This is a genomic window from Sorangium sp. So ce117, from assembly GCF_051524395.1.
Taxonomy (GTDB): Bacteria; Myxococcota_A; Polyangia; order Polyangiales; family Polyangiaceae; genus Sorangium; species Sorangium cellulosum_B.
Window position 1 is genome coordinate 7873884 of record NZ_CP150309.1, and the last position, 24656, is coordinate 7898539.

Here is a 24656-nt window from a genome sequence, read left to right on the forward strand (position 1 = left end):
TCGCCGTGTACAGCCGGACGGTGGTGCCTTCCGGCGGCTGACGGGATCGATCGAGCACCATGATCCCGCTGGCGCGCAGCAGCGTCGGTTCGGCGCAAGTCGACACAATTCGGCACGAATTCACGGGACGGCCAGCGCCGAGCGCTGCGTCGCCGGAGCAGCGGAATCAGCGGGAGACGAGGTCCGTCATCCAGGGCACGTCGGGGGTCGTTCTCAGGACCGTGCCGGCCCACTGCCGGTCGTCCATCCGCTCGAAGCCCTCGGTGACGGCCTCGAAGTACGACGAGGCGAGCCCCACGAACGCGCGCGGCGCGCCGCCGCAGGGGTCGGCCGTCACGACCATGAGCCGTGGCAGGCCGGTGCCCACGTGCAGCACGCGGCCGACCGGCGCGCCGCCCTCGTCGGTCGGCTGGGTGTGCACGTCGGCGATCGTCGGGTCCTGCTCCAGACTCTTCATCTGATCGAAGAAGAGCTGCAGATACCACCCCTCGACGTAGGGCGCACCGCACCCTTGCGACTGAACCTTCACCGCCTGGTTGATGAAATCGAGGTGCTCCTGGGTGAGGGGCAGGCCGGCGCGCTCGTTCGCGGCCATCTCGCCGAGCGTCCGCGCGACGTCGTGGAGCTGCGAGAAGTACGCCGACACCCTCTCCCCGAGCTGCGGCGCGCTCGACAGATCGAGCGCGCCGACGATCTCGACGCCGTGCTCGGCCAGCTCGGCGATGCGCGTGTAGAACGCCGGGTACGGATCGACGTACGCGTCCGGGAACTCGCACGTGTCCCCGCCCGTGTACGACTGCTTGGCATAGAGCAGGGTGTCGTGGCGGAGCTCGGCCCAGGAGGCGAGCTGGGTGCTCAGCAGGCGCCGGCCCCACGCGTCGGTCTTCGCCACGCCGGGCAGCCCCTCGCCGTCGCCGATCGCCCGCGCCGGCGACAGCTCCCGCAGCGCGCCGAGCCAGCGATTGTAAAGGTTCTTTTCCCAGAAGTCCCCGGGGTGCGCGTCGACGAGCACGCGCATCATGTGCAGGTCGGGCGCGTAGTCGAACCGCCCGAGCTCCGGGGCGAGCAGCTGGCCCGCCTGATCGTTGCCGAGCGCGGCGAAGCCCACGTCGAGCGGGTCCGGCATCATGCGCTTGACGGCGCCGCCCTTCACCCGGTCGAAGACCACGTTCGAGAAGACGTGGGAGTCGACGACGTACCGCTGGCCGAGCAGCGCGAAGCTCGACGAGAGGGGCATCGTGCCCTTGCCGAGCCCGTTGATCATGATGTGGCTCGAGATCCGCTGCGTCCCGTGGCCCTCCTTCACGATGACCTCGGCGATCCGCGCGTCCGGGACGCCGGCGAGGCCGGCGGCGTCGCTGAGGCCGAGGTCGGCGAGCAGGTCGTCGAGCGCCGGCAGGGTCATGTAGTCGCTCTCGCCGACGAAGGCCTGGATCGCGTCGTCGATGCGCTTGTAGCGAGCGACGGTCTCCGCGTCGGCCAGGGCGCGCAGCACGTACGCGCCCTCGAGGTGCCGCCGCTGGAAGCGCTGGGTGCCGTCCTGCTGGGTCTCGAGGAAGCGGAAATCCACGCGGCCGAGCCACATCATGCTGCGGAAGTAGCGCGCGAGCTCGGGGTGCAGCTCGTCGACGTAGTGGCCGCGGGGCTCGAACTGCGAGAAGTCCATGAGCCGGTCCGTGCCGAAGAGGCGGACCTCCCCCATGCCGTCGTGGGCCTCCGCGCCCGCGACGAGCTCGTCGATCGCCGCGGCGCTGGCGCCCGCGACGGGGGCGACGGGCGCGCCGTCGAGCAGCGCGAGCGCGACCGCCGTGAAGAGATCCGCGTCCGCGCGCGCCTCGGCGCCGAGCTCCGCTCCGGCGCCCGAGGCGAGCCGCGCGCGCATCTGCTTCAGCATCGTCCCGAGCTCGGGCGCGAGCGAGGCCAGCTCCACCGCCTTCAGGATCGCGTCGTACGAGCGGTGGACCGCGAACAGGATGGAGTCCGCGGACACGTAGAGCGGCAGGTCGAGCGAGTAGATGCTCTCGTAGCCGTAGACGAAGGTCGGGAAGGACTTCTTGCTCGAGATGACGAAGCCGTTCGCGGAGAGCTTCGCGAGCTCGTCCTCGTCGAGGGCGAGCGCGGTGCCCTGGAGGAGCGAGAGGCCCGCGGCGTCCGCCGGCGCATAGGACAGGCCCGACGCGAAGGGGACGGGGTACCGCGAGGCGAAATCCTCGGCGCTCATGCTCGCCGAGGCATCCCGCTCGGCGAGCAGCGCGGTGAGCTCCGCCTGCTGCTCGGGCCCTAGCTCCGTGGAGGGCAGCTGGGTGCCGTCGGCGCCGGGCGGGGGCTGGCTCCCCTCGCCCGAACAGCCGGCGGCGAGGGCGACGAGGATCGGGACGACGTGAAGGCGAAGAAGCAGGTTGCGCATCGTGCTCCCCTTTCAAAGCGTGCCCCTGAGAGCCCGGGGCGCGACGGCCCTGAAAGCAAAGGTGGTGCCGTGGCCGCGCAGCCTCGGCGCGAAGTTCGCTTCTGCGACGGAGCGCAGGGTCAGGGCTCTCGTGTGAAACCACGGTTCTTCAGGCGCTCCTTGGGCCTCCGGGGACGATCGTGCGACCCCCTGAGCCGTGGGCCTCCCCTCGGGGGACTTCAGCAGAGGAGCCCCGTTTGACCCGCCCCTTGAAGCTCGTCCGACCGCCGCCGCCCGCCCCGAAGCGGGCCTTCGCCGGCGACGACGCGACCCTCGTGCACGCGTTCCGGCGGGGCGACCCCGGGGCGCGCGCCGCGCTCTACGACCGGTTCGCGGATCACGTCCACCGGGTGCTCTACCGGCTGCTCGGCTTCAGCCACGACCTGGCCGACCTGCACCACGACGTCTTCGTCCGCGCGCTCGGCTCGCTGCCGGGCCTCGAGGACCCGAGCGCGCTCAAGGGCTGGCTCACGATGATCGCGGTGCACGTGGCGCGCTCGTCGATCACCCGCAGGAAGCGGCGCAGCTGGCTCTGGTTCCTGCCGAGCGAGGAGCTGCCCGAGGTCGAGTCCGGCGCGGCGTCAGGCGACGTGCTGGACGCCTTGCGCGCGACCTATGCGGTCCTCGACGCGCTCCCGGTGGACGAGCGGATCGCCTTCGCTCTCCGGTTCATCGACGGCATGGAGCTCACCGAGGTCGCCGCGGCGTGCGAGACCTCGCTCGCGACGATCAAGCGGCGGCTCGCCCGCGCCGGCGCCCGCTTCGAGGCCGAAGCGCGCAAGCAGCCCGCGCTCGAGGCGTGGCTCGATGGAGGTACCCGGTGGGGCAATCCGAGCGCCCGCTGACCCCCCTGGGGCGGCGCGTGGCCGAGCTTCAGGACCGGATGCCGGCGGCGCGGCTCGATCGCGAGCGCGGGCGGGCGCGGCTGCTCGCGGCGGCGCCGGTGCCCGACGCGGAGCCGGCCGGGCGCGGAGAGCGGCCCCGCCGTGAGTCTTCCTGGCGGCGGACGAGGCCTGGAAGGCCGTTCGCGGTGCGGCTCGCCGCCACGCTGGCGGCGGTGGCCCTGCTCGCCGCCGCGCTCGTGATCGCGCTCGTGGCGCGCCCCCGCGCTCCGATGCGCTTCGCGCTCGGGGCGGCCGAGCCAGGGGCCGTCGGCGCGTGGATCGCCGCGCCGGCCACGGCGGAGCTGCCGATCCGGTTCTCCGACGGCTCGCTGCTCCGCCTCGCGCCGGGGGGGCGCGCCCGCGTCGCCTCGGTGGGCGCAGACGGCGCGGAGCTCTCCCTCGAGCGAGGTGCGCTCGATCTCTCGGTCGTCCACCGCGAGGGCGCGCGCTGGACGGTGCGGGTCGGGCCGTTCCAGGTCCGCGTGATCGGGACGCGCTTCGAGACCCGGTGGGACCCGGTGACCGAGCAGCTCGTTGTCGCGCTGCACGAGGGGGCGATCACGGTCTCCGGGCCGGTCGTGGGCGAATCGCGCGCCGTCCGCGCCGGCGAGCGGCTCACCATCTCACCCGCGACGAACACCCTCGAGGTCGGCGCGATCGACGCGGCCGCTGGCCCCCCATCGACGGCGACCCCGCCCGGCGCGGCTGCCACGAGCGCGGCCCATCCCGGCGCGATGGCCGCGAGCGCGGCCCATCCAGGCGCGCCTGCCCCGAGCGAAGCCGCTCCAGGCGCGCCTGCCCCGAGCGAAGCCGCTCCGGGCGCGGCTGCGACCTCGACGAGCGGGCCGCCGGCGACCGCCCGCGCACCGGGCGCCGGGGCGGCCGCGCTGCAAGGGCAAGCAGGCGGCGAGGGCTCGGTCTCTCCCCCGCCCGCGCACCGAGAGACGCCGTCGTGGCGCGCCCTGGCCCTCGAGGCCAGGTACAGGGACGCCCTGGCCGCCGCGGAGGGCGAGGGCTTCGACGCGCTCTGCGACGCCGCGAGCGCGAGCGATCTGCACGCGCTCGGCGACGCGGCCCGGCTCGGCGGGAGCCCGGCGCGCGCCGCCCAGGCCTTCGCCTCCCTCCGCGCCCGGTTCCCGAGCTCGCCCGAGGCCGCGTCGGCGGCGTTCATGCTGGGGAGGATCGCCCAGGACCAGAGCAAGGACCACGCGGCCGCCGCGCGCTGGTTCGCCCGGTACCTGCGCGAGCAGCCGGCGGGCGCGTTCGCCGCCGACGCCGCGGGGCGCCTCGTCGAGGCGGAGGACAGGTTGGGCGACGAGGCGGGCGCCCGAAGGGCGGCCGAGCAGTACCTCGCCGCTCATCCGAGCGGCTCGCACGCGGGGTACGCGAAGCACGTGCTCGCGCGCGGATCGAAGGCGGTCAGCCCCGGAGGCTCGCCTGGTAGGCCCGTCGCCCCCGGAGGCTCGCCCGGCGCGCCGGGCCCTGCCGCCGAGCCTCCCTCGCCGTGAGACGCCGCGCCGCGACGCTCCTCTTCCTCGACTTCCTCGCCGGGGCCACGCTCGCAGCAGGGGCCGCGCTCGCGGAGGGCGCGCGCGCCGGCGAGACCCGGACCGAGGCCGCCTCGACCATCGCTGTCCTCTGCGCCCCCGGCGATCGCTTCGGCCTGCGGATCGTGGCCGAGATCGAGTCGCTGGGCTTCCGGGCGGAGCGCCTCGACCCCGCGGCCGAGCCGGCGTCGCGCGCGTCCCTCGAGGCCTCGGCGCGCGAGGTGGGCGCCATCGCCGCGATCCGCGCCGTCCCCTCCGAGCGCGGCGTCGAGATCTGGATCGCCGATCGGGTGACCGGCAAGACCGTCCTCCGCGAGATGGCGGACGACGGCGGCACGCCCGACAGCGACGCGGCGCTCGCGCTCCGCGCCGTCGAGCTCCTGCGCGCCAGCCTCCTCGAGGCCGGCCTGCCCGCGCCCCCGCCCGGAGAGGTGCCCGCGACGCCCGAGATCCGTGAGAAGCTGCAGGTCCGCGCGCCGGACACGCTGCCCGCGCCGGCCCGGCGCCCGTCGCCGGCGCTCCGCCTCTCGCTCGCTCCCGGTGTGCTGCTGAGCCCAGGCGGCTTCGGCGCGGCGGTCAGCATCGACGTCGGCCTCTCCTGGCTGCCGGGCGAGCACGCCGGCGCGATCGCGTTCGCCGCGATTCCGGTCAGCGCCCACCAGGTCGAGCGATCGCAAGGCACCGCCGAGCTCTCCGTCCTGCTCGCCGGCGGGGGCGCGCGCTTCCAGCTGGCCCCGCGCGACAGCCCGTGGACGGCCTCGGCGGATCTCGGCCTCTCGGCCGTGTTGCTCTGGAGCACGGGGGTGGCCAGCAAAGGCTTCCGCTCGAGCGCATCCGCCGCGGTGACCGCGAGCCCCTTCGCGGGCGCCGGCCTCTCCTTCGCCCTGACCCCCACGTTCCGCCTGCGCGCCGACGCCCTCGCCAGCGTCCTCGTCGAGGGCGTCTCCGTCCGGTTCGTCGAGCGAGAGACAGCGACCTGGGGCAAACCGTTCATCCTCTCTTCAGCCGGCATCGAGATCGATCTGTTTTTATGAGCCGCCGTCACGCGCCGGAAGGACTTCACCTCTGGAGCCTGGCCTGGAGGTCGTTCGAATGAAACGATGGATGATGGTCCTCGGAGCGATGGCGGTGATGAACACCGGATGTGAGGAGATCGTCTTCAATCCCATTCAAAATGGGGGTTGGGGGAGCCCCCCGGCCCCCATGGTGCCCGACGACGGCGATGAGGTGGACGACGATGATGTGGACGACGCGGACGACGGCACCTCGGCCATCCACGTCATCGCGCTGCGAGGCAGCGATGTGGTCCCCGGATCCATCCCCTTCACGAGCCGCCCGACGGCCTGGGAGACCCCGGACGCGCTCGTCCTCTACTTCAGCAACGCTGTCGAGCAATGCGCCCAGCCCGTGATCGATCTCGAGGCCGGCGTCGACTGTGACAAGGCGGGCACCTGGCAATTCATCCTGACGATCCCGCCCGAGCTCAACAAGCCAGGTCTCATCGATCTCTCCGCCATGCACATCCCCTTCTCCAAATCCGTGATCTTCTCCGGTTGCGGTGGAGCGGGCGGCGTGGGCCCCGGCCATGGGGGCACGCTCGAGATCGTCAGCAGCGACGAGACCTCGCTGTTCGTGAAGGTGCGCGGCGCGGGCGACGAGAACTGGCCGGTCGACGGCGATTACACGGTCCAGCGCTGCGGCACATAGCTCCACGGTCGCACGACGGCTGGCCGCCGGGCGCCCGTAGAAACAGCGCAGCGTGCCCGCGCGGCAGGCGTCGGAGGACTCTCGGCGAATTCCCTCTCTTCCCCCCGTCATCGCAAGCGAGCCGGCGCGAGGGCGCCCCGCCATTTTCCATGGCGGAGCGCGGCGGTTTTGGCAACATGCACCGACGCTCGACGCCTCGGAGGCCGCCGCACTGGCCTTCGAAGACCCGCCTATGGCCGATAGTCCACGCTACCTCGTGATCGAGGTCCTGCACGACGGGCCCGAGACGATCCTCTACCGAGCCCGGCGCGAGGAGGACGGCCGGCCGGTGGTGCTCAAGGTCCTGCGGCGCGACCACGCGAGCCCGCGCGCCCTCGGGCGGCTGCGCCACGAGCACGACGTCGCCAGGAAGCTCGACTCGACGGCCATCGTCAAGGCCCACGGGATCGAGGCGTTCCGGGATCAGATGACGCTGGTCCTGGAGGACTTCGGCGGCCGCTCGCTCGACCGGCTCATCCAGGGGCCGACGCCGCTCGAGCGCTTCTTCCCCCTCGCTCTCCGCCTCTCCGGCGCGCTCGCCGAGTTGCATCGACACCGCGTCATCCACAGGGACATCAAGCCCCAGAACCTGCTCTACAACCCCGACACCGGGGAGGTGAAGATCACCGATCTCGGGATCGCCTGCCTCTCGCCGCGCGAATGCCACGACGTCTCCCACGACGGGCTCATCGCGGGGACGCTGGCGTACATGGCGCCCGAGCAGACGGGCCGGATGAACCGTTCCATCGATGAGCGGACCGACCTGTACTCGCTCGGCGTCACCTTCTACGAGCTGCTGACCGGCGCCTTGCCGTTCCAGGCGAGCGATCCCGTGGAATGGGTGTATTGCCACGTCGCCCTCCACCCATCCCCGCCCCACGCGCTCGTCCCCTCGATTCCCCCGCAGCTGTCGGCGGTGGTCCTCAAGCTGCTCTCCAAGTCCGCCGAGGATCGCTACCAGAGCGCGCTCGGCCTGCAGCGCGACCTCGACGAGTGCTTCGCCAGGTGGCGAGCGAGCGGGGCGATTCCGCCCTTCCCGCTGGGTGAGCGCGATCTCTCCGATCGGTTCCAGATCCCGCAGCGGCTCTACGGCCGCGAGCGCGAGCTAGGGGCCCTGCTCGCCGCGTTCGAGCGCGTGGTCGCGAGCGGCCGCCCCGAGCTCGTGCTCGTGTCGGGCTACTCGGGTGTCGGCAAGTCGTCGCTCGTGGCCGAGCTGCGCGGGCCGGTGGTGCGCGAGCGGGGCTTCTTCCTCTCCGGCAAGTTCGAGCAGCTGAGGCGCGACGTCCCTTACCACGCCTTCCTCCAGGCGTTCCGGGCGCTCTTGCGGGAGATCCTGAGCGTGAGCGACGAGGAGCTCGAGCGCTGGCGAGAGCGCCTCCGGGAGGCCGTCGGCGCGACCGGCGCGCTGCTCGCCGGCGTGCTCCCCGAGCTCGCGCTGCTCCTCGGCCCGCAGCCGCCCGTGCCGGAGCTCCCGGGCGTCGAGGCCCGGCACCGGTTCCACGCGGCGCTCCAGCGCTTCGTGGCGGCCTGCGTCCAGAAGGAGCACCCCATGGTGCTCTTCCTCGACGATCTCCAGTGGGCCGACGCCGGCAGCCTCCAGCTGCTGGAGCAGCTCATCACCTACACAGAGACCGAGCACCTCCTGCTCATCGGCGCTTACCGCGACAACGAGGTCGGCCCGGCGCACCCGCTGCCGCTCATGCTGGCCGACGCGCGGAAGCGCGGCGCGACCCTCAGCGACCTCGTGCTCGCGCCGCTCTCCGCATCGGACGTCGGGGCGCTCGTCGCGGGGGCGGTCCACGCCGCGGCCGAGCGCGCCGAGCCGCTCGCGCGGCTCGTCCACGAGAAGACCGGCGGGAACCCCTTCTTCGCGATCCAGTTCCTCTTCGAGCTGCACCAGGAAGGCCTCATCACCTTCGACGCGAAGGCGGGCGCCTTTCGCTGGGACATCGCCGCGATCCGCGGCAAGGGCTTCACCGACAACGTCGTCGATCTGATGGTGGGCAAGCTGAAGCGGCTCCCCGTCCCGACGCAGGACGCGCTCAAGCTCGCCGCGTGCCTCGGCGCCAGCCTGGACCTCGACATCCTCGCCTTGGTCGCGAGCCGCCCTGCAGCCGAGCTCGCCGAGGCCCTCGCCGAGGCCGTGCGCGAGGGGCTGCTGCTCCGCCGGGGCGCTGGTTATCGCTTCCTCCATGACCGGGTGCAGCAGGCCGCCCACGCGCTCATCCCCGCCGGACAGCTCGCCGAGGTGCACCTCTGCATCGGCCGGCTGCTCCTGAAGGGCCAGCGCGAGGAGGCGCTCTTCGACGTCGTGGGGCACCTCAACCGCGGCGCCGCGCTCATCCGTTCCCAGGCCGAGCGCGACGATCTCGCCGCGCTGAACCTCCGCGCCGGCAGGAGGGCCAAGGCCGCCGCGGCCTTCCAGTCCGCCGCCGCGCTCTTCGCCGCGGGCATCTCCCTGCTCGCGCCGGGCTGCTGGGAGGCGCGGCACGAGCTGACCTACGATCTGACCTTCGAGCGCGCGCACGCCGCGTACATCACCGGCGGCTTCGACGAGGCCGAGCGGCTGCTGCGAGCGCTGACGGACCACGCGAGGACCGAGGCCGAGCGAGCCGCGGCCGTCGAGCTCGCCATCGCCCTCAGCGTGACCCGCGGGCAGTCCGCCCGCGCGGTGGAGATCGGGCTCTCGTTCCTCCGCTCCTGCGACATCGACCTGTCGATCCCGCTCACCGAAGCGCGGCTCGCTGAGGAGACCGAGGGCGTCTGGCAGGCCCTGGGCGACCGGGCGATCGAGGGCCTGATGCACCTGCCTCCCATGACGCACCCGACGTGCAAGATCGCGATGAACGTCCTGGCGAGCGTGTCTGTCCCCGCGTACTTCGTGCACCCGGACCTGAACTACCTCGTCGTCGCGCGCATGGTGAAGCTCAGCCTGCAGCACGGCAACGCCGCGAGCTCCCCTCACGCGTATGCGGCCTTCGCGAAGGTGATCGGCCCGAAATACGGGCGATACCAGGAGGGATATCTGTTCGGCAAGCTCGGTCATGACCTGGTGGAGAGGGACAACCTCCTCGCCATGAAGGCCATGGTCTCTTCCTTGTTCGGCAATCTGATCATCTTCTGGAAGCGCCATTACCGAGAGACGTATCCCTACACGCGCGCCGGCTTCAACGCCGCGATCGAGACCGGCAACCTGAACGACGCGTGCTTTCTCTGCATCTGGGCCCCGCTGTTCCCGCTGCTCGCCGGCGAGCCGCTGGAGGACGTCCTCCGCGAGGTCGAGGAGCACCTCCGCTTCGTGCGCAAGACCGGATACGAGTTCGTCTACAACATCCTCCTGAGCGCCTACGCGCTGGTCCAGGCGCTGCGAGGCAGGCCGGCCCGGCTCCCGATGATGGATGGATCCGAGCTGGATCCCGGCGCGTTCGAGGCGCGGCTGCCTCCCGGGGACATGGGCGGCGTGCTCGGCTTCTACTGGAGCCTGAAGGCCCAGGGGCTGTTCTTGCTCGGCTCCCCCGGGGAGGCGTGCGAGGCGACGCGCCGGGTGATCGTCGACAGGCCCTGGAGGACCGAACCGCAGGCGCTCGTGGCGGAGGACTTCTATTATCGCGCGCTCGCGCTCGCGGCGCTCGTCGACGACGGCGATGCGCACGAGGCGCGCAGCCCGCACGAGGCGTCGCCGGAGCTGCCGGACGGGCTGCTCGACTGCGAGCGGCAGCTCGGCGAGTGGGCCAGGAACGGCCCCGACAACTACCTTCACAAACACGCCCTGGTCCGCGCCGAGATCGCCCGGCTCCGCGGGCAGGAACCGGAGGCGGCCCGGCTCTACGAGCAGGCCGCTTCGGCCGCGCGGGAGGGCGGCTTCGTCCAGCACGAGGCCATCGCCTGCGAGCTCGCCGCGGGGTTCTACCGCGCGCGCGGCCTCACCACCGCCGCCGACGCCCACCTCCAGAAGGCGCGCGCCGCCTACTTCCGCTGGGGCGCCCACGCCAAGGTCGAGCAGCTCGACCAGCGGTATCCCTTCCTCGTCGAGCGAAAGCCGATCGCCCCCACCGTCACCTTCGCCGTGCGCGCCGAGCAGTTCGACGTCCTCTCCGTCGTCAAGGCCTCTCAGGGCATCTCCGGTGAGCTCAAGCTCCCGCGGCTGCTCGAGATGCTGCTGCGCACGGTGATCGAGCACGCGGGCGCCGAGGAAGGCTACGTGCTCCTGGCCCGAGAAGATCGCCTGTCGACCGCGGCGGCGATCGCCGCGTCCGGGGGCGCCGCGCGGCTGCTCGACCCGGGCGAGGCCGCGGCGGCCGCGCTGCCGCAATCCATCCTCAACTACGTTCGCCGCAGCCACGAGCGCGTGCTGCTCGACGACGCCGCCGGGAAGCACCCTTTCCTCGAAGAGGAGTATTTCACGCGGAAGAAGCCGAGATCGGTGCTGTGCCTGCCCATCGTGCGCCAGGCGCGGCTGCTCGGCGTGCTCTACCTGGAGAACCGGCTCGTGGCCGGGGCGTTCACCCCGGGGCGGCTCACCGTGCTCGAGCTGCTCGCCTCGCAGTCGGCCATCTCGCTCGAGAACGCCATGCTCTACACCGATATCGAGCAGGAGAACGCCGAGCGGCGCCGGGCGGAGCGCGAGCTCCGCGAGAGCCAGGCCACGCTGCAGGCCATCATCGACAACTCCGCCGCGTGCATCTTCCTCAAGGATCGCGAGGGCCGGCACCTGCTCGCCAACCGCGGGGTGAGCCGCGCCCTCGGCAGGCCGCTCGATCAGATCGTCGGAAAGACCAGCGCCGAGCTCCTGCCTGCCGAGCGCGCCGTGGCGCTGGACGCGCACGACCGGCAGGTGCTCGACAGGGGCGAGCCGCTCGAGTTCGAGGAAGAGCTGATCCTGGAGGACGGGCCGCACACCTACCTCTCGGTCAAGTTCCCGCTCGGCGAGGACGTGATGCCCGGCGTGATCTGCGGCGTCTCCACCGACATCACCGAGCGCAAGCGGGCCGAGCTCGCCGAGCGCTTCCTCGCCGAGGCGAGCCGCAAGCTCATGGCCCTCGGCTACGGCGCCACCCTCGAGAGCGTCGCGCAGCTCGCCGTGCCCGAGCTGGCCGACCAGTGCGTGGTCGACGTGCGCCTCGATCCGGACGCTCCGGAGCGCACGGCCACCGCGGGCGTGCCTGCCGAGCTCGCAGGGGCGGTGATCGACGCGCTGCTGCCGCTCTCGGCCGCGTCGCTGCAACGCCCCGAGGTGGGCGACGTCCGCGCCGCGCCCCTCCTGGAGCGGCTCGGCGTTCATTCCTTCCTCCGGGCTCCGCTCCTCGCGCGCGACCGGAGCTTCGGCGTCATGACCCTGCTGGCGACCGCGCCACGGCGCCGCTACGGCCCCGCCGACCTGTGGCTGGCCGAGGAGCTGGCGAGCCGCGCCGCCCTCACCCTCGACAACAGCCGCCTGTTCACCGAGGCCCAGGAGGCGATCGAGCGCCGCGACGAGTTCCTCCTCGTCGCCTCGCACGAGCTCAAGACCCCGCTCACCTCGCTCAAGATGCAGGCCCACCTCCTCGCCCGGCTCCTGCCCCGCTTCCAGCGCGCCGAGATCGCTCCCGAGCGCATCGACGCCGCGATCCAGGTCCTCAACCGCCAGATCGCGCGCCTCGCCCACCTGGTCAACGAGCTGCTCGACGTCACCCGCCTCAACGCCGGCCGGCTCACCCTCGCGCGCGCGCCCCTCGACCTGGCGGCCCTGGCGCGCGAGGTCGTCGAGCGGATGCACCAGCAGCTCACCGACGCCCGCTGCCGCACCCAGCTCGAGCTGGAAGGGCCCGTGGTGGGCGACTGGGATGCTTCTCGCATGGAGCAGGTCCTCATCAACCTCCTGTCCAACGCGATCAAGTACGGCGCGGGCGCCCCCATTCACGTCGTCGTGCGCGGCCTGGAAGGCCGCGCGCTGCTCGTCGTCCGCGACCATGGCATCGGCATCGCGCAGGCCGACCAGGCCAGGATCTTCGAGCGCTTCGAGCGCGCCGTCTCCGTCCGCAACTTCGGCGGCCTCGGCCTCGGCCTCTACATCGTGCGGTGGATCGTCACCTCCCACGGCGGCACCATCCGCGTCGAGAGCAAGCCGGGCGCCGGCGCCACGTTCATCGTCGAGCTCCCTTTGCATGCGGCGGAGGCGGAGACGGACGGCCCGGGCACCTCCCTCGCATCGACATAGAATCGACGTTCACAGGGGGCTCCCGGGGCGACCGGCGCATGCGCTCTCCAGGCGAGCCGGCGCGAGGGCATGCCGCCATTTCCCGTGGCGAAGCACGGCGCTTTTGGCACCATCAGGCCAAACACCGACGCCTCGGAGGCCGCTCCGGCTGCCGACGATCTTGCGTATGCCAGAAAGTCCGCGTTACCTCGTGGTGGGGGTCCTGCACCAAGGTGCAGAGACGATCCTTTACCGGGCGCGGCGCGCGGAGGACGGCCGGCCGGTGGTGCTCAAGGTCCTGCGGCGCGACCACGCGAGCCCGCGCGCCCTCGGCCGGCTGCACCACGAGCACGAGCTCGCCAGCGCGCTCGACACGACGGCCGTGGTCAAGGCCCGCGCGATCGAGGCGTTCGGCGATCAGGTGGCGCTGGTCCTCGAGGACTTCGGCGGCCGCTCGCTCGACCAGCTGCTCGACGGCGACGGGCCGACGCGCCCGATGCGCCCGATGTCGATCGAGCGCTTCTTCCCCCTCGCCCTCCGCCTGACCGACGCGCTGGCCGAGCTGCACCGCCATCGCATCATCCACAAGGACATCAAGCCCCAGAACCTGCTCTGCAACCCCGACACCGGGGAGGTGAAGATCACCGACCTCGGCATCGCGTGCCTGCTGCCCCGCGAGTCCCAGGACCTCGCCCGCGACAGGCTCATCGAGGGCACGCTCGCCTACATGGCGCCGGAGCAGACAGGCCGGATGAACCGCTGGATCGACGAGCGGACCGACCTGTACTCGCTCGGCGTCACCTTTTACCAGATGCTGACGGGCGCCCTGCCGTTCCAGGCCAGCGATCCCGTCGCGTGGGTGCATTGCCACATCGCCCAGGCGCCGCGGCCGCCGCGCGCGCTCGTCCCCTCGATTCCACCGGTCCTGTCCGACGTCGTCCTCAAGCTGCTCTCCAAGGCCGCCGAGGAGCGCTACCAGAGCGCGCTCGGCCTGCGCCACGACCTCGATCGGTGCTTTTCCCAGCTGCAGGCGACCGGCGCCATCGAGCCGTTCCCGCTCGGGGAGCGCGACCTCTCCGACCGGTTCCGGGTCCCGCAGCGGCTCTACGGCCGCGAGCGTGAGATCGAGGCGCTGCTCGCCGCGTTCGAGCGCGTGGTCTCGAATGGCCGGCCCGAGCTCGCGCTCGTGTCGGGTTACTCGGGCATCGGCAAGTCATCGCTCGTCGCCGAGCTGCACAGGCCCGTCGTGCGCGAGCGCGGCTTCTTCGTCTCCGGCAAGTTCGAGCAGCTGAAGCGCGACGTCCCTTATCTCCCTTTCCTCCAAGCGTTCCGGGCGCTCGTGCAGGAGATCCTGTGCGCGAGCGAGGAGCAGCTCGAGCGCTGGCGAGAGCGCCTCCGCGAGGCCCTCGGCCAGGATGGCCGTCTGCTCGCCGACGTGCTCCCCGAGCTCACGCTCCTCCTCGGCCCGCAGCCGCCCGTGCCCGAGCTCCCGCCCACCGAGGCGCAGGGCCGGCTGCACGCGGCGCTCCAGCGCTTCGTCGCGGCGTGCGCCCGGGACGAGCACCCCATGGTGCTCTTCCTCGACGACCTGCAATGGGCCGACGCGGCCAGCCTGCTCTTGCTCGAGCAGCTCGCCACCTACGCCGGGTCCGAGCACCTCCTGCTGATCGGCGCCTACCGCGACAACGAGGTCGGCCCCGCGCACCCGCTCCGGCTCACCCTGGCCGAGGTGCAGAAGCGCGGCGCCGCCGTCTCCGAGCTCGTCCTCGCGCCGCTCTCCGCCGCCCACGTCGGGGCGCTCGTCGCCGAGGCGGTCCACGCCCGAACCGAGGAGGTCGAGCCGCTCTCGCGGCTCGTCTACGAGAAGACCGGCGGCAACCCGTTCTTCGTCCTCCAGTTCCTCTTCGAGCTGCACCAGGAAGGTCTCATCACCTTCGACGCCGAGCAGCGCGTATGGCGCTGGGACATCGCCGCCATCCACGACAAGGGGTTCACCGACAACGTCGTCGAGCTGATGGTGGGCAAGCTCAAGCGGCTCTCGGTCCCGGCCCGGGACGCGCTCAAGCTCGCCGCGTGCCTCGGCAGCACCCTGGACCTCGACACCCTCGCGATCGTCGCGCGAAGGTCGGCGGAAGCGCTCCGCGGCGCGCTCGAGGAGGCCGTGCGGGAGGGGCTGCTCCTCCGGCGGAGCGCTGGTTATCGCTTCCTCCATGACCGGGTGCAGCAGGCCGCGTATTCGCTCATCCCGGCCGAGCAGCGCACCGAGGTGCACCTCCGCATCGGCCAGCTGCTCGTGAAGGCCCAGCGCCCGGGCGAGCGCGACGAGTCGCTCTTCGACGTCGTCGGCCACCTCAACCGCGGCGCCGCGCTCCTCCGCTCCCAGGTGGAGCGGGACGAGCTCGCCGCGCTGAATCTCCGCGCCGGCAGGAAGGCCAAGGCCGCAGCGGCCTTCCAGTCCGCCGCCGCGCTCCTCGCCGCGGGCCTCTCCCTGCTCGCGCCGGACCGCTGGGAGGCGCGGCACGAGCTGACCTACGATCTGACCTTCGAGCGCGCGCACGTCGCCTACATCACCGGCGGCTTCGACGAGGCCGAGCGGCTCCTCGAAGAGCTCATGGAGCGCGCGAGGACCAGGACCGAGACGGCCGCCGCCGTCGAGCTCGCCGTCGCGCTGAACGTCACCCGAGGGCGACACGCTCGCGCGGTGGAGATCGGGCTCGGGTGGCTCCGAGCCTGCGACATCGCGCTTCCGCTCGGCCCTAGCGACGCACAGGTCGACGAGGAGACCGAGCACGTCTGGCGGGACCTGGGCGATCGCGCGATCGCGGACCTTGTCCACCTACCCCGGATGACGAATCCGGAGATCGAGAGCGCGATGGGCGTGCTGAAGGGGGTGTCCCTCCCCGCGTTCTTCATGGACGCGAACCTGCACTACCTCGTCGTCCTGCGCATGGTCCAGCTCAGCCTGCGCCACGGCAACGCCGAGACCTCCCCTCACGCGTACACCTTCTTCGCGAGGGTGATCGGCCCGAGGTACGGGCGATACCAGGAAGGATATCTGTTCGGCAAGCTCGGTCACGACCTGGCGCAGAGGAGCGGCCTCCTCACCACGAGATCGGTGGTGCTCACCATGTTTGGACAGCACATCGTCTTCTGGACGCGCCATTACCGAGAGACGACTCCGTACACGCGCGACGGGTTCAGCGCCGCCGTCGAGTCCGGCAACCTGAACGACGCGTGCTACAACTGCATGTGGGCCGAGATATTCCCGCTGCTCTCCGGGGAGCCGCTGGAGGACGTGCTCCGCGCGGTCGAAGAGCGCCTCGGCTTCGTGCGCAGGGCCGGCTACGCATTACCGCACTGCGTCCTCCTCGGCATCTCCGCCATGATCCAGGCGCTGCGCGGGAGGCCGGTGCGCCTCTCGACCCTGGACGGCACGGAGCTCGATCTGCCGGCCTTCGAGGCGTCGCTGGAGGAGGGGAATCCTCCGCTCGTCCGCGCCATCCATTACAACTTGAAGGCGCAGGCGCGCTTCCTGATCGGCCCTCCCGGAGCGGCGTTCGCCGCGGTGACCCGCGGGCGCGCCGAGCACCCCTACAAGGTCGAGTCGAACGTCATCATCGCCGAGAGCTTCTATTACCTCGCGCTCTCGCTCGCGGCCCTCTCCAGCGAGGCGCATAAGGCGCGGCCCGCCCCGCGGGGGGAACCCCCCGAGGAGCTGCTCGAGTGCGAGCGGCAGCTCGGCGCGTGGGCCAGGAGCTGCCCCGAGAACTTCCTCCACAAGCACGCCCTGGTCCGCGCCGAGATCGCCCGGCTCCGCGGGCAGGAACCGCAGGCGATGCGGCTCTACGAGCAAGCCATCTCCTCGGCGCGGGAGAACGGCTTCGTCCAGCACGAGGCCATCGCCTGCGAGCTCGCCGCGGGGTTCTACCGCGCGTGCGGCCTCTTCACGTCCGCCGACGCCTACCTGCGAGAGGCCCGCGCCGGCTATTGTCGCTGGGGCGCCCACGCCAAGGTGGAGCAGCTCGACCAGCGCTACCCCTACCTCGCCCCGCGCAAGCCGATCGCCCCCACCGTCACCTTCGCCGTCCGGGCCGAGCAGTTCGATGTCCTGTCGGTGGTCACCGCCTCCCAGAGCATCTCCGGCGAGCTCAAGCTCCCGCGCCTCCTGGAGATGCTGCTGCGCATCGTTGTCGAGCACGCGGGCGCCGGAGAGGGGGTCGTGCTCCTGGTCCGGGAGGATCGCCTGTCGATCGCGGCGGCGATCTCGACGTCCGGCAGCGCGGCGCGGCTGCTCGACGCGGGCGAAGCGGCGGCGACCCCGCTGCCGCGGTCGGTCCTCAACTACGTTCGCCGGAGCCACGAGCGCGTGCGGCTCGACGACGCCGCCGCCAGACACCCGTTCTCGGAGGACGACTATTTCAGGCAGAGGGGGCAGGGATCGGCGCTGTGCCTGCCGATCGTGCGGCAGGCGAGGCTGCTCGGCCTGCTCTACCTGGAGAACAGGCTCATCACCGGGGCGTTCACGCCCGGGCGGCTCACCGTGCTCGAGCTGCTCGCCTCGCAATCGGCCATCTCGCTCGAGAACGCCATGCTCTATACCGATATCGAGCAGGAGAACGCCGAGCGGCGCCGGGCGGAGCGGGAGCTCCGGGCCCACCAGAAGACGCTCCAGGCCATCGTCGACAACTCCGCTGCAGCCATCTACCTCAAGGATCGCGACGGTCGGTATCTGCTCGCCAACTGCCACGCGGAGAGCGCCGTCGGGCTGCCGCGCCACGAGCTCGTCGGAAAGACCGACGCCGAGGCCTTTCCTGCTTCGACCGCCGAGGTGCTCCGTGACAACGACAGGAAGGTGCTCGACGCGGGCGAGCCGCTGCAGTGCGAGGAGGAGATCCTGCTGGACGACGGGCCGCACACCTTCCTGTCGGTCAAGTTCCCGCTTGGCGAGCGCGTCATGCCCGGCGTGCTCTGCGGCATCTCCACCGACATCACCCAGCGCAGGCGGGCCGAGCTGGCCGAGCGTTTCCTCGCCGAGGCGAGCCGCAAGCTCATGTCCCTCGGCTACGGCGCCACCCTCGAGAGCGTGGCGCCGCTCGCCGTGCCCGAGCTGGCCGATCAGTGCGTCATCGACGTGGACCTCGCTCGCGACGCCCCGGGACACACGATCGCCGCGGTCACCGCGGGCGTGCGTGCCGAGCTCGCAGGGGCGGTGATCGACGCGCTGCAGCCGCTCTCGGCCGCGTCGCTGCAACGCCCCGAGGTGGGCGACGTGCGCGTCGCGCCCCTCCTCGAGCCGCTCGGCGTTCACTCCTTGCTCCGGGCTCCGCTCCTCGCGCGAGACCGGTGCTTCGGCGTCATGACCCTGCTGGCGACCGCTCCCCGGCGCCACTACGGCCCCGCGGACCTCTGGCTGGCCCAGGAGCTGGCGAGCCGCGCCGCGCTCGCCCTCGACAACAGCCGCCTGTTCACCGAGGCCCAGGAGGCGATCGAGCGCCGGAACGAGTTCCTCCTCGTCGCCTCGCACGAGCTCAAGACACCGCTCACCTCGCTCACGATGCAGGCCCACCTCCTCGCCCGGCTCCTGCCCCGCTTCCAGCGCGCCGAGGTCGCTCCGGAGCGCATCGACGCCGCGATCCAGGTCCTCGATCGCCAGATCGCGCGCCTCGCCCACCTGGTCAACGAGCTGCTCGACGTCACCCGCCTCAACGCCGGCCGGCTCACCCTCGCGCGCGCCCCCCTCGACCTGGCGGCCCTGACGCGCGAGGTCGTCGAGCGGATGCACCAGCAGCTCGACGACGCCTGCTGCCGCACCCAGCTCGAGCTGGAAGGGCCCGTGGTCGGGGACTGGGACGCTTCTCGCGTGGAGCAGGTCCTCATCAACCTCCTGTCCAACGCGATCAAGTACGGCGCGGGGTCCCCCATTCACGTCGTCGTGCGCGGCCTAGAAGGCCGCGCGCTGCTCGTCGTCCGCGATCACGGCATGGGCATCACGGAGACCGACCAGGCCAGGATCTTCGAGCGCTTCGAGCGCGCCGTCTCCGACCGCAGCTTCGGCGGCCTCGGCCTCGGCCTCTACATCGTCCGGTGGATCGTCACCTCCCACGGCGGCACCATCCGCGTCGAGAGCAAGCCGGGCGCCGGCGCCGCGTTCATCATCGAGCTCCCTTTGCATGCGGCCGAGGCGGAGACGGCGGCCGAGGGCGAAGGGGCCCTGCTCCCATCGGCCTAGGCGCTCACGCGCTCACGACAGCGCTTCCCGGGCCCATCGCAGGCTCACGCGACGGCGCTGACAGGTGCTTTGCTCCTCTGATAGGGTGGTCCTCCTAGGAGACCGCCATGCCCCGCTTGAACCAGATCATCGCCATCGAGAAGGGCGTCAAGGCCCGCTCCCACCAGCGCCTCACCGAGGCGCACCACGCGCTGCAGAAGCCGGCGTTGCTCTCCGGGATCTCGCGCACCTACCGGTCGAAGGACGAGGAGGGCGAGCAGCTCCCGCCCGAGGCGACGAGGGTGCAGGCGAAGGCCGAGGACATCATCCGGAGCACCGCCGACATCCTGGGCGAGCTCTTCGACGTCACGGCCACCAAGGACTATGCGAACTGCAAGGCCCGCGCGGACGTGGTCGTCGACGGCAAGGTGCTCCTCGCGGGGGCGCCCGTAACTTACCTGCTCTTCCTGGAGAAGCAGCTCGTCGACATGAACACCTTCATCAGGAAGCTGCCGGTGCTCGACGCGTCGGAGAGCTGGACCTTCGATCCCTCCGCGGACTCCTGGGCGACGGAGCCGGTGCAGACGGCGCGGACCAAGAAGATCCCGCGCAACCACGTCAAGGCCGAGGCGACGGACAAACACCCGGCGCAGGTGGAGGTCTATCACGAGGACGTGGTCGTCGGTTACTGGAAGACGGTCAAGTTCTCGGGCGCGCTGCCAGCGCGGCGCATCAACGAGCTGCTCGATCGCGTGGAGAAGCTGCAAAAGGCGGTCAAGTTCGCCCGCGAGGAGGCGAACAACCAGACGGTCGAGGAGCAGAAGGTCGGCGCCGCCGTCCTCGGGTTCCTCTTTGGAACCTGACGCGCACCTGACGCGCGCCTGACGCTCACCGCCCCGGCCCCGGCCCCGGCCCCGGCCGCGCTTGCGCCGCGGCCGCCGGAGCGATATCGTGGCCGCGGAGTGCAAGTTGAAGCTCAAGCTCAGCTTGATGGGCTCGGCGCCCAAGCGCAGGTTCGAATCCTGCCCCCGCCACCTCATTTTCTCTCGCGGCGGGGTAGCCCAATTTGGAAGAGGCAGCGCTGGCCCGTTCAATGGTCTCAAGCTCTCACTCCAGGCTCGAGCATTCGCCGCCGATCACCCAATCGAACGGGAGGAGGCTTGAATCGTCGGATGCTGGTTCAATTCCAGCCTGGCCAGCCCGCGCCGCGGTGAGGCGTCGCCTCTCCTCGCGCGGCGCCGGGGCGCTCCCGCCCCGGCGCGCGGTCCATGATGGCCGGTAGTTCAATGGCAGAACACGGCGGTGTAAGGACTGACCTTCGACCTTAAACGTGTGGGTGTGCGCAGATGGCGGCAAACCGAGGCCCGGGACTAGGCTACAGTCCCGGGTCTCACCTATTTCAGGGGCCTTCGGGTCGGCGGGCTCGATCGACGACGCCGCGTTTTCCGTGATTGACGGCCGCCGGGCTGGTCGCCTGTGCCGGCGTCATCGCCATGTCTGCTCTCCGTCGGATCCCTCCGGGGACGCGGGCGGGCAGAGGGGGAGCTCGAACCCTTCGGCCACGAGCCCCTTGAACACGGTCGGTCCCGTCCGGCGAAATCCTAGCTTCTCCAGGACCCTGACCGACGCGACGTTCTCGAGCATCGCGTGCGCGACGAGGCGTGGGAGCCGGAGCTGCTCGACTGCGTACCGGATGCACGCGGCGGCCGCCTCCGTGGCGTAGCCCTTGCCCCAGTGCTTGCGGAAGAAGCGGTACCCGAGGTCCGCGACCTCGAGGTCGTCGTGCCACCTGAGGCCGCACCAGCCCAGCTTTTCCGCCGTCTTCCGGTCCGAGACGATGAACCGGCCCATGCGGAAGTCCTCGAACTGGCGCGCGAGCCGCGCGACGACCGCGCGCGCTTCGTCCTCGCACGTGAACGCTGTATCGCCGGTGTAGCGGACCACTTCGGGATCCGAGTTCAGCTCCATCATGAACGGGACGTCCGACCGCCGGTGGGGGCGGAGGCGCAGGCGCTCCGTCGAGAGGAGGGCGTCATCGTCGGTGTCGAGGCCGGGCACCCGGCGATCTTACCCGATCCGCCACGTGTTCGCCATTTCCTGTCCTGTGCGCGGCCGTCTCCTGATTCTCGCGTTGGTGCTCCCTTCGCGCCATTGCGTGCTCCCATGCGCGAGCTGCTGTCTTTCCACGCGTTCGCCCTGCTCTGCGCTCGATGCCCGCAAATACCCCGGCTTCGCATGCGGACGCGGCCTTCCCCCGGCGCGAGCGCGAATGAACGCCGATTGCTCGACAGGGGTCGCGGCCGTCAACCCCTCTTCAGGGGCTTGGTGAACCGCCCCCATTAACTTAGGATCGCTCCAGACACAGCGGGTTGGCGACTGGAGCCTTCGAGCGCTGGCTGCACCTGGCCACGCCCGCATCGTGGCGTGGCCTGTCGGGTGCCGCATCGACGAATCGCCCTGACTTTTCGTGCCGGCAATTGGTGGGACTCTCATCGAGAAGTCGGTGCGGGGCACGGGCGGAGATCCGTCCCGGAGTCGGCCTTCGCCCGAATCACTCGCCTGCTGGGCTCCACCTCATCTGAACGCGGCTGTCTGCGGGATCGAGCGCATTGAAGCTCGGAATCGATAGAAAGGCGGAGTCACATGCGAAAGTATCGAGCGAGTGCGGTTTCTGCTGGAATCCTCGCCGGGTTTGCCGGGGTGATGGCCAGCGCAGGCGCGAGCTGGGCCGGCGATTCGCGAGACGTCAAGGCGGAGGCCGGGGCGTCCGACGAGGTCGGGCACCACGTGCCCGGCAGGGGCAAGGGGTTCGTGGGACAGCAGTATCAGCAGTTTCAGAAGGGGGAGCGTGGTCCCCAGGGGCCCATGGGGCAGCGGGGGCCCGCTGGGCCGCAGGGCGAGCGCGGTCCGCAGGGGCCCAAGGGCGAGCGCGGCGAGGCGGGCCCGCAGGGGCCGGCGGGCGCCGCAGGCACCGCGGGTCTCATCGGTCCCCAGGGCCTCCAGGGCTTCAAGGGCGTCGATGGTGCGCGTGGTCCGCAAGGGCCCAAGGGCGAGATGGGTCCTCAGGGGCCGGCAGGCACCGCGGGGCTCATCGGTCCCCAGGGCCTCCAGGGCTTCAAGGGCGGCGACGGCGCGCGTGGTCCGCAGGGTCCGCAAGGGCCCAAGGGCGAGCGCGGCGAGGCCGGCCCGCAGGGGCCGGCAGGCACCGCGGGGCTCATCGGTCCCCAGGGCCTCCAGGGCTTCAAGGGCGGCGACGGCGCGCGTGGTCCGCAAGGGCCCAAGGGCGAGATGGGTCCTCAGGGGCCGGCAGGCACCGCGGGGCTCATCGGTCCCCAGGGCCTCCAGGGCTTCAAGGGCGGCGACGGCGCGCGTGGTCCGCAAGGGCCCAAGGGCGAGATGGGTCCTCAGGGGCCGGCAGGCACCGCGGGGCTCATCGGTCCCCAGGGCCTCCAGGGCTTCAAGGGCGTCGACGGCGCGCGTGGTCCGCAAGGGCCCAAGGGCGAGATGGGTCCTCAGGGGCCGGCGGGGCACATCGGTCCTCAGGGCTTCAAGGGCGCTGACGGCGCGCGTGGTCCGCAGGGGCCGGCAGGGGCGGTGGGGCTCATCGGCCCCCAGGGCCTCAAGGGCGTCGATGGCGCGCGCGGTCCGCAGGGCCCCGCGGGGCCCATGGGTCTCAAGGGCGAGATGGGTCCTCAGGGGCCGGCGGGGCTCATCGGTCCTCAGGGCCTCCAGGGCTTCAAGGGCGTCGACGGCGCGCGCGGTCCGCAGGGTCCCGCGGGATCCATGGGTCCCAAGGGCGAGATGGGTCCTCAGGGGCTGGCGGGGCATATCGGTCCTCAGGGCCTCAAGGGCGCTGACGGCCCGCGTGGTCTGCAGGGGCCGGTAGGACCCAAGGGCGAGATGGGTCCGCAGGGACCGGTAGGACCCAAGGGCGAGATGGGTCCGCAGGGCCTCAAGGGCGCTGACGGCGCGCGCGGTCCGCAGGGGCCGGCGGGGCCCAAGGGCGAGCGTGGCGAGCCGGGCCCCCAGGGCCTCGCAGGGCACGTCGGTCCTCAGGGCCTCCAGGGCCTCAAGGGCGTCGACGGCGCTCACGGCCTCAAGGGCGCTGACGGCGCTCCGGGCCTCAAGGGCGCTGACGGCGCGCGCGGTCCTCAGGGTCTCGCTGGACCCAAGGGCGAGGTCGGTCCCCAGGGACCCAAGGGCGAGCGCGGCGAGCGCGGCCTCCAGGGCCTCGCAGGGCACGTCGGTCCTCAGGGCCTCCAGGGCCTCAAGGGCGCCGACGGCGCTCACGGCCTCAAGGGCGCTGACGGCACGCGCGGTCCTCAGGGTCTCGCTGGACCCAAGGGCGAGGTCGGTCCCCAGGGACCCAAGGGCGAGCGTGGCGAGCCGGGCCCCCAGGGCCTCGCAGGGCACGTCGGTCCTCAGGGCCTCCAGGGCCTCAAGGGCGTCGACGGCGCTCACGGCCTCAAGGGCGCTGACGGCGCTCCGGGCCTCAAGGGCGCTGACGGCGCGCGCGGTCCTCAGGGTCTCGCTGGACCCAAGGGCGAGGTCGGTCCCCAGGGACCCAAGGGCGAGCGCGGCGAGCGCGGCCTCCAGGGCCCCGCGGGGATCGTCGGTCCTCAGGGCCTCCAGGGCCTCAAGGGCGTCGACGGCGCTCACGGCCTCAAGGGCGCTGACGGCGCTCCGGGCCTCAAGGGCGCCGACGGCGCGCGCGGTCCGCAGGGTCTCGCTGGACCCAAGGGCGAGGCGGGTCCCCAGGGGCCGGCCGGACCCAAGGGCGAGCGCGGCGAGCGCGGCCCCGCGGGCCCCGCGGGGACCCTCGGTCTCCAGGGTCTCCAGGGCAGCAAGGGCATCGACGGCGCGCGCGGTCCTCAGGGCCTCGCTGGACCCAAGGGCGAGCGTGGCCCCCAGGGGCCGGCCGGAACGCCTGGGCTCGTGAAGATCCACGTGGTCTCCGTGACGCGCGAGGCGTCGCCCGCGAGCGCGTTCGTCAACGTCAAGGCGCTCTGCGACGCGGGTGAAGTCGTGATCAGCGGCGGATTCTCGATCTCCGGCGGCGCCCAGGCGACGAGCAGGGTGGTCGAGAACTCGCCGTTCGACCCCACCGAAGGCCGCGCGGGCTGGACATCGACCGCCGTGTTCGAGAGCGGCTTCGGCAAGAAGGCGCAGACGGTGTCGCTGACCACCTTCGCCGTGTGCGCCGAGCTGTCCGAGCGCTGATCCCGAAAGACCGGCGGGCCATGCTCGCGTGAGCACGAGCCCATCTCTCGAGCAGCTGTCCCCCGCCCGTCCACCGTGACCGCGAGGGCGGGGGACAGCTGGCTCCGCACCTCACCGGTGCTCCCCACACGCCGCACGCCGCACCGCAGCGCACCGTGCCATCGCCGCACAGTCCCCCCATCTGCCGCCCCGCCTGCACAGACCACCGCGGTCCGCCCGTGCTCCCCAGGAGCACGGCCAGCGACGCCGCGGGCCCAGTCGCAGCCCTCCCCTGAATCCCTTACACCGCCGGTACACCGCCAAATCAGCAGCCCGCGTTCACCAGGGACACCATCACACGCACATTCACCCACAAAAGACGACAATCCTCACCGTCGCGGCATCGGAGGTGCAGATGTCCCGCCGGCACGCGTGAGGCAGCTTGCACGCT

At 71.8% G+C, this 24656-nt stretch carries 10 protein-coding genes; 8 read left to right on the forward strand and 2 right to left on the reverse strand.

What is annotated here, in order from left to right; genetic code table 11:
• Positions 1-166: 166 nt before the first annotated feature.
• Positions 167-2407, reverse strand: coding sequence for a DUF3160 domain-containing protein (locus WMF46_RS29270; protein WP_437980220.1), 2241 nt, complete (start codon positions 2405-2407; stop codon positions 167-169).
• A 236-nt stretch (positions 2408-2643) separates the two neighbouring features.
• On the opposite strand from WMF46_RS29270, the gene WMF46_RS29275 reads away from it, so the two are divergent.
• From WMF46_RS29275 to WMF46_RS29305, 7 genes are all read left to right on the forward strand, one after another.
• Complete coding sequence (locus WMF46_RS29275) at positions 2644-3291, forward strand: RNA polymerase sigma factor (protein WP_437980221.1); 648 nt, start codon at positions 2644-2646, stop codon at positions 3289-3291.
• Positions 3267-4838, forward strand: a complete 1572-nt coding sequence (locus tag WMF46_RS29280) for a FecR domain-containing protein (RefSeq protein WP_437980222.1) — start codon at positions 3267-3269, stop codon at positions 4836-4838. Before WMF46_RS29275 ends, WMF46_RS29280 begins: the two co-directional genes overlap by 25 nt.
• Positions 4835-5911, forward strand: a complete 1077-nt coding sequence (locus tag WMF46_RS29285) for a hypothetical protein (RefSeq protein ID WP_437980223.1) — start codon at positions 4835-4837, stop codon at positions 5909-5911. Before WMF46_RS29280 ends, WMF46_RS29285 begins: the two co-directional genes overlap by 4 nt.
• A 70-nt stretch (positions 5912-5981) precedes the next feature.
• On the forward strand, positions 5982-6584 hold the full coding sequence (locus WMF46_RS29290; protein WP_437980224.1) for a hypothetical protein: 603 nt from the start codon (positions 5982-5984) through the stop codon (positions 6582-6584).
• A gap of 232 nt (positions 6585-6816) precedes the next feature.
• A complete protein-coding gene (locus WMF46_RS29295) occupies positions 6817-12819 on the forward strand; it encodes an AAA family ATPase (protein WP_437980225.1) in 6003 nt (2000 codons plus the stop codon).
• A gap of 166 nt (positions 12820-12985) precedes the next feature.
• Positions 12986-19027: an AAA family ATPase gene (locus WMF46_RS29300; RefSeq protein WP_437980226.1), complete on the forward strand. Its 6042-nt coding sequence runs from the start codon at positions 12986-12988 to the stop codon at positions 19025-19027.
• Between the two features lie 107 nt (positions 19028-19134).
• Complete coding sequence (locus tag WMF46_RS29305) at positions 19135-19869, forward strand: DUF7873 family protein (RefSeq protein ID WP_437708526.1); 735 nt, start codon at positions 19135-19137, stop codon at positions 19867-19869.
• Between the two features lie 622 nt (positions 19870-20491).
• On the opposite strand, the gene WMF46_RS29310 is transcribed toward WMF46_RS29305, so the two are convergent.
• Positions 20492-21064, reverse strand: coding sequence for a GNAT family N-acetyltransferase (locus WMF46_RS29310; protein WP_437980227.1), 573 nt, complete (start codon positions 21062-21064; stop codon positions 20492-20494).
• Positions 21065-21649: 585 nt separating this feature from the next.
• Here WMF46_RS29310 and WMF46_RS29315 point away from each other — a divergent pair.
• Positions 21650-24226, forward strand: coding sequence for a collagen-like triple helix repeat-containing protein (locus WMF46_RS29315; RefSeq protein WP_437980228.1), 2577 nt, complete (start codon positions 21650-21652; stop codon positions 24224-24226).
• The last annotated feature ends 430 nt before the right edge of the window (positions 24227-24656 follow it).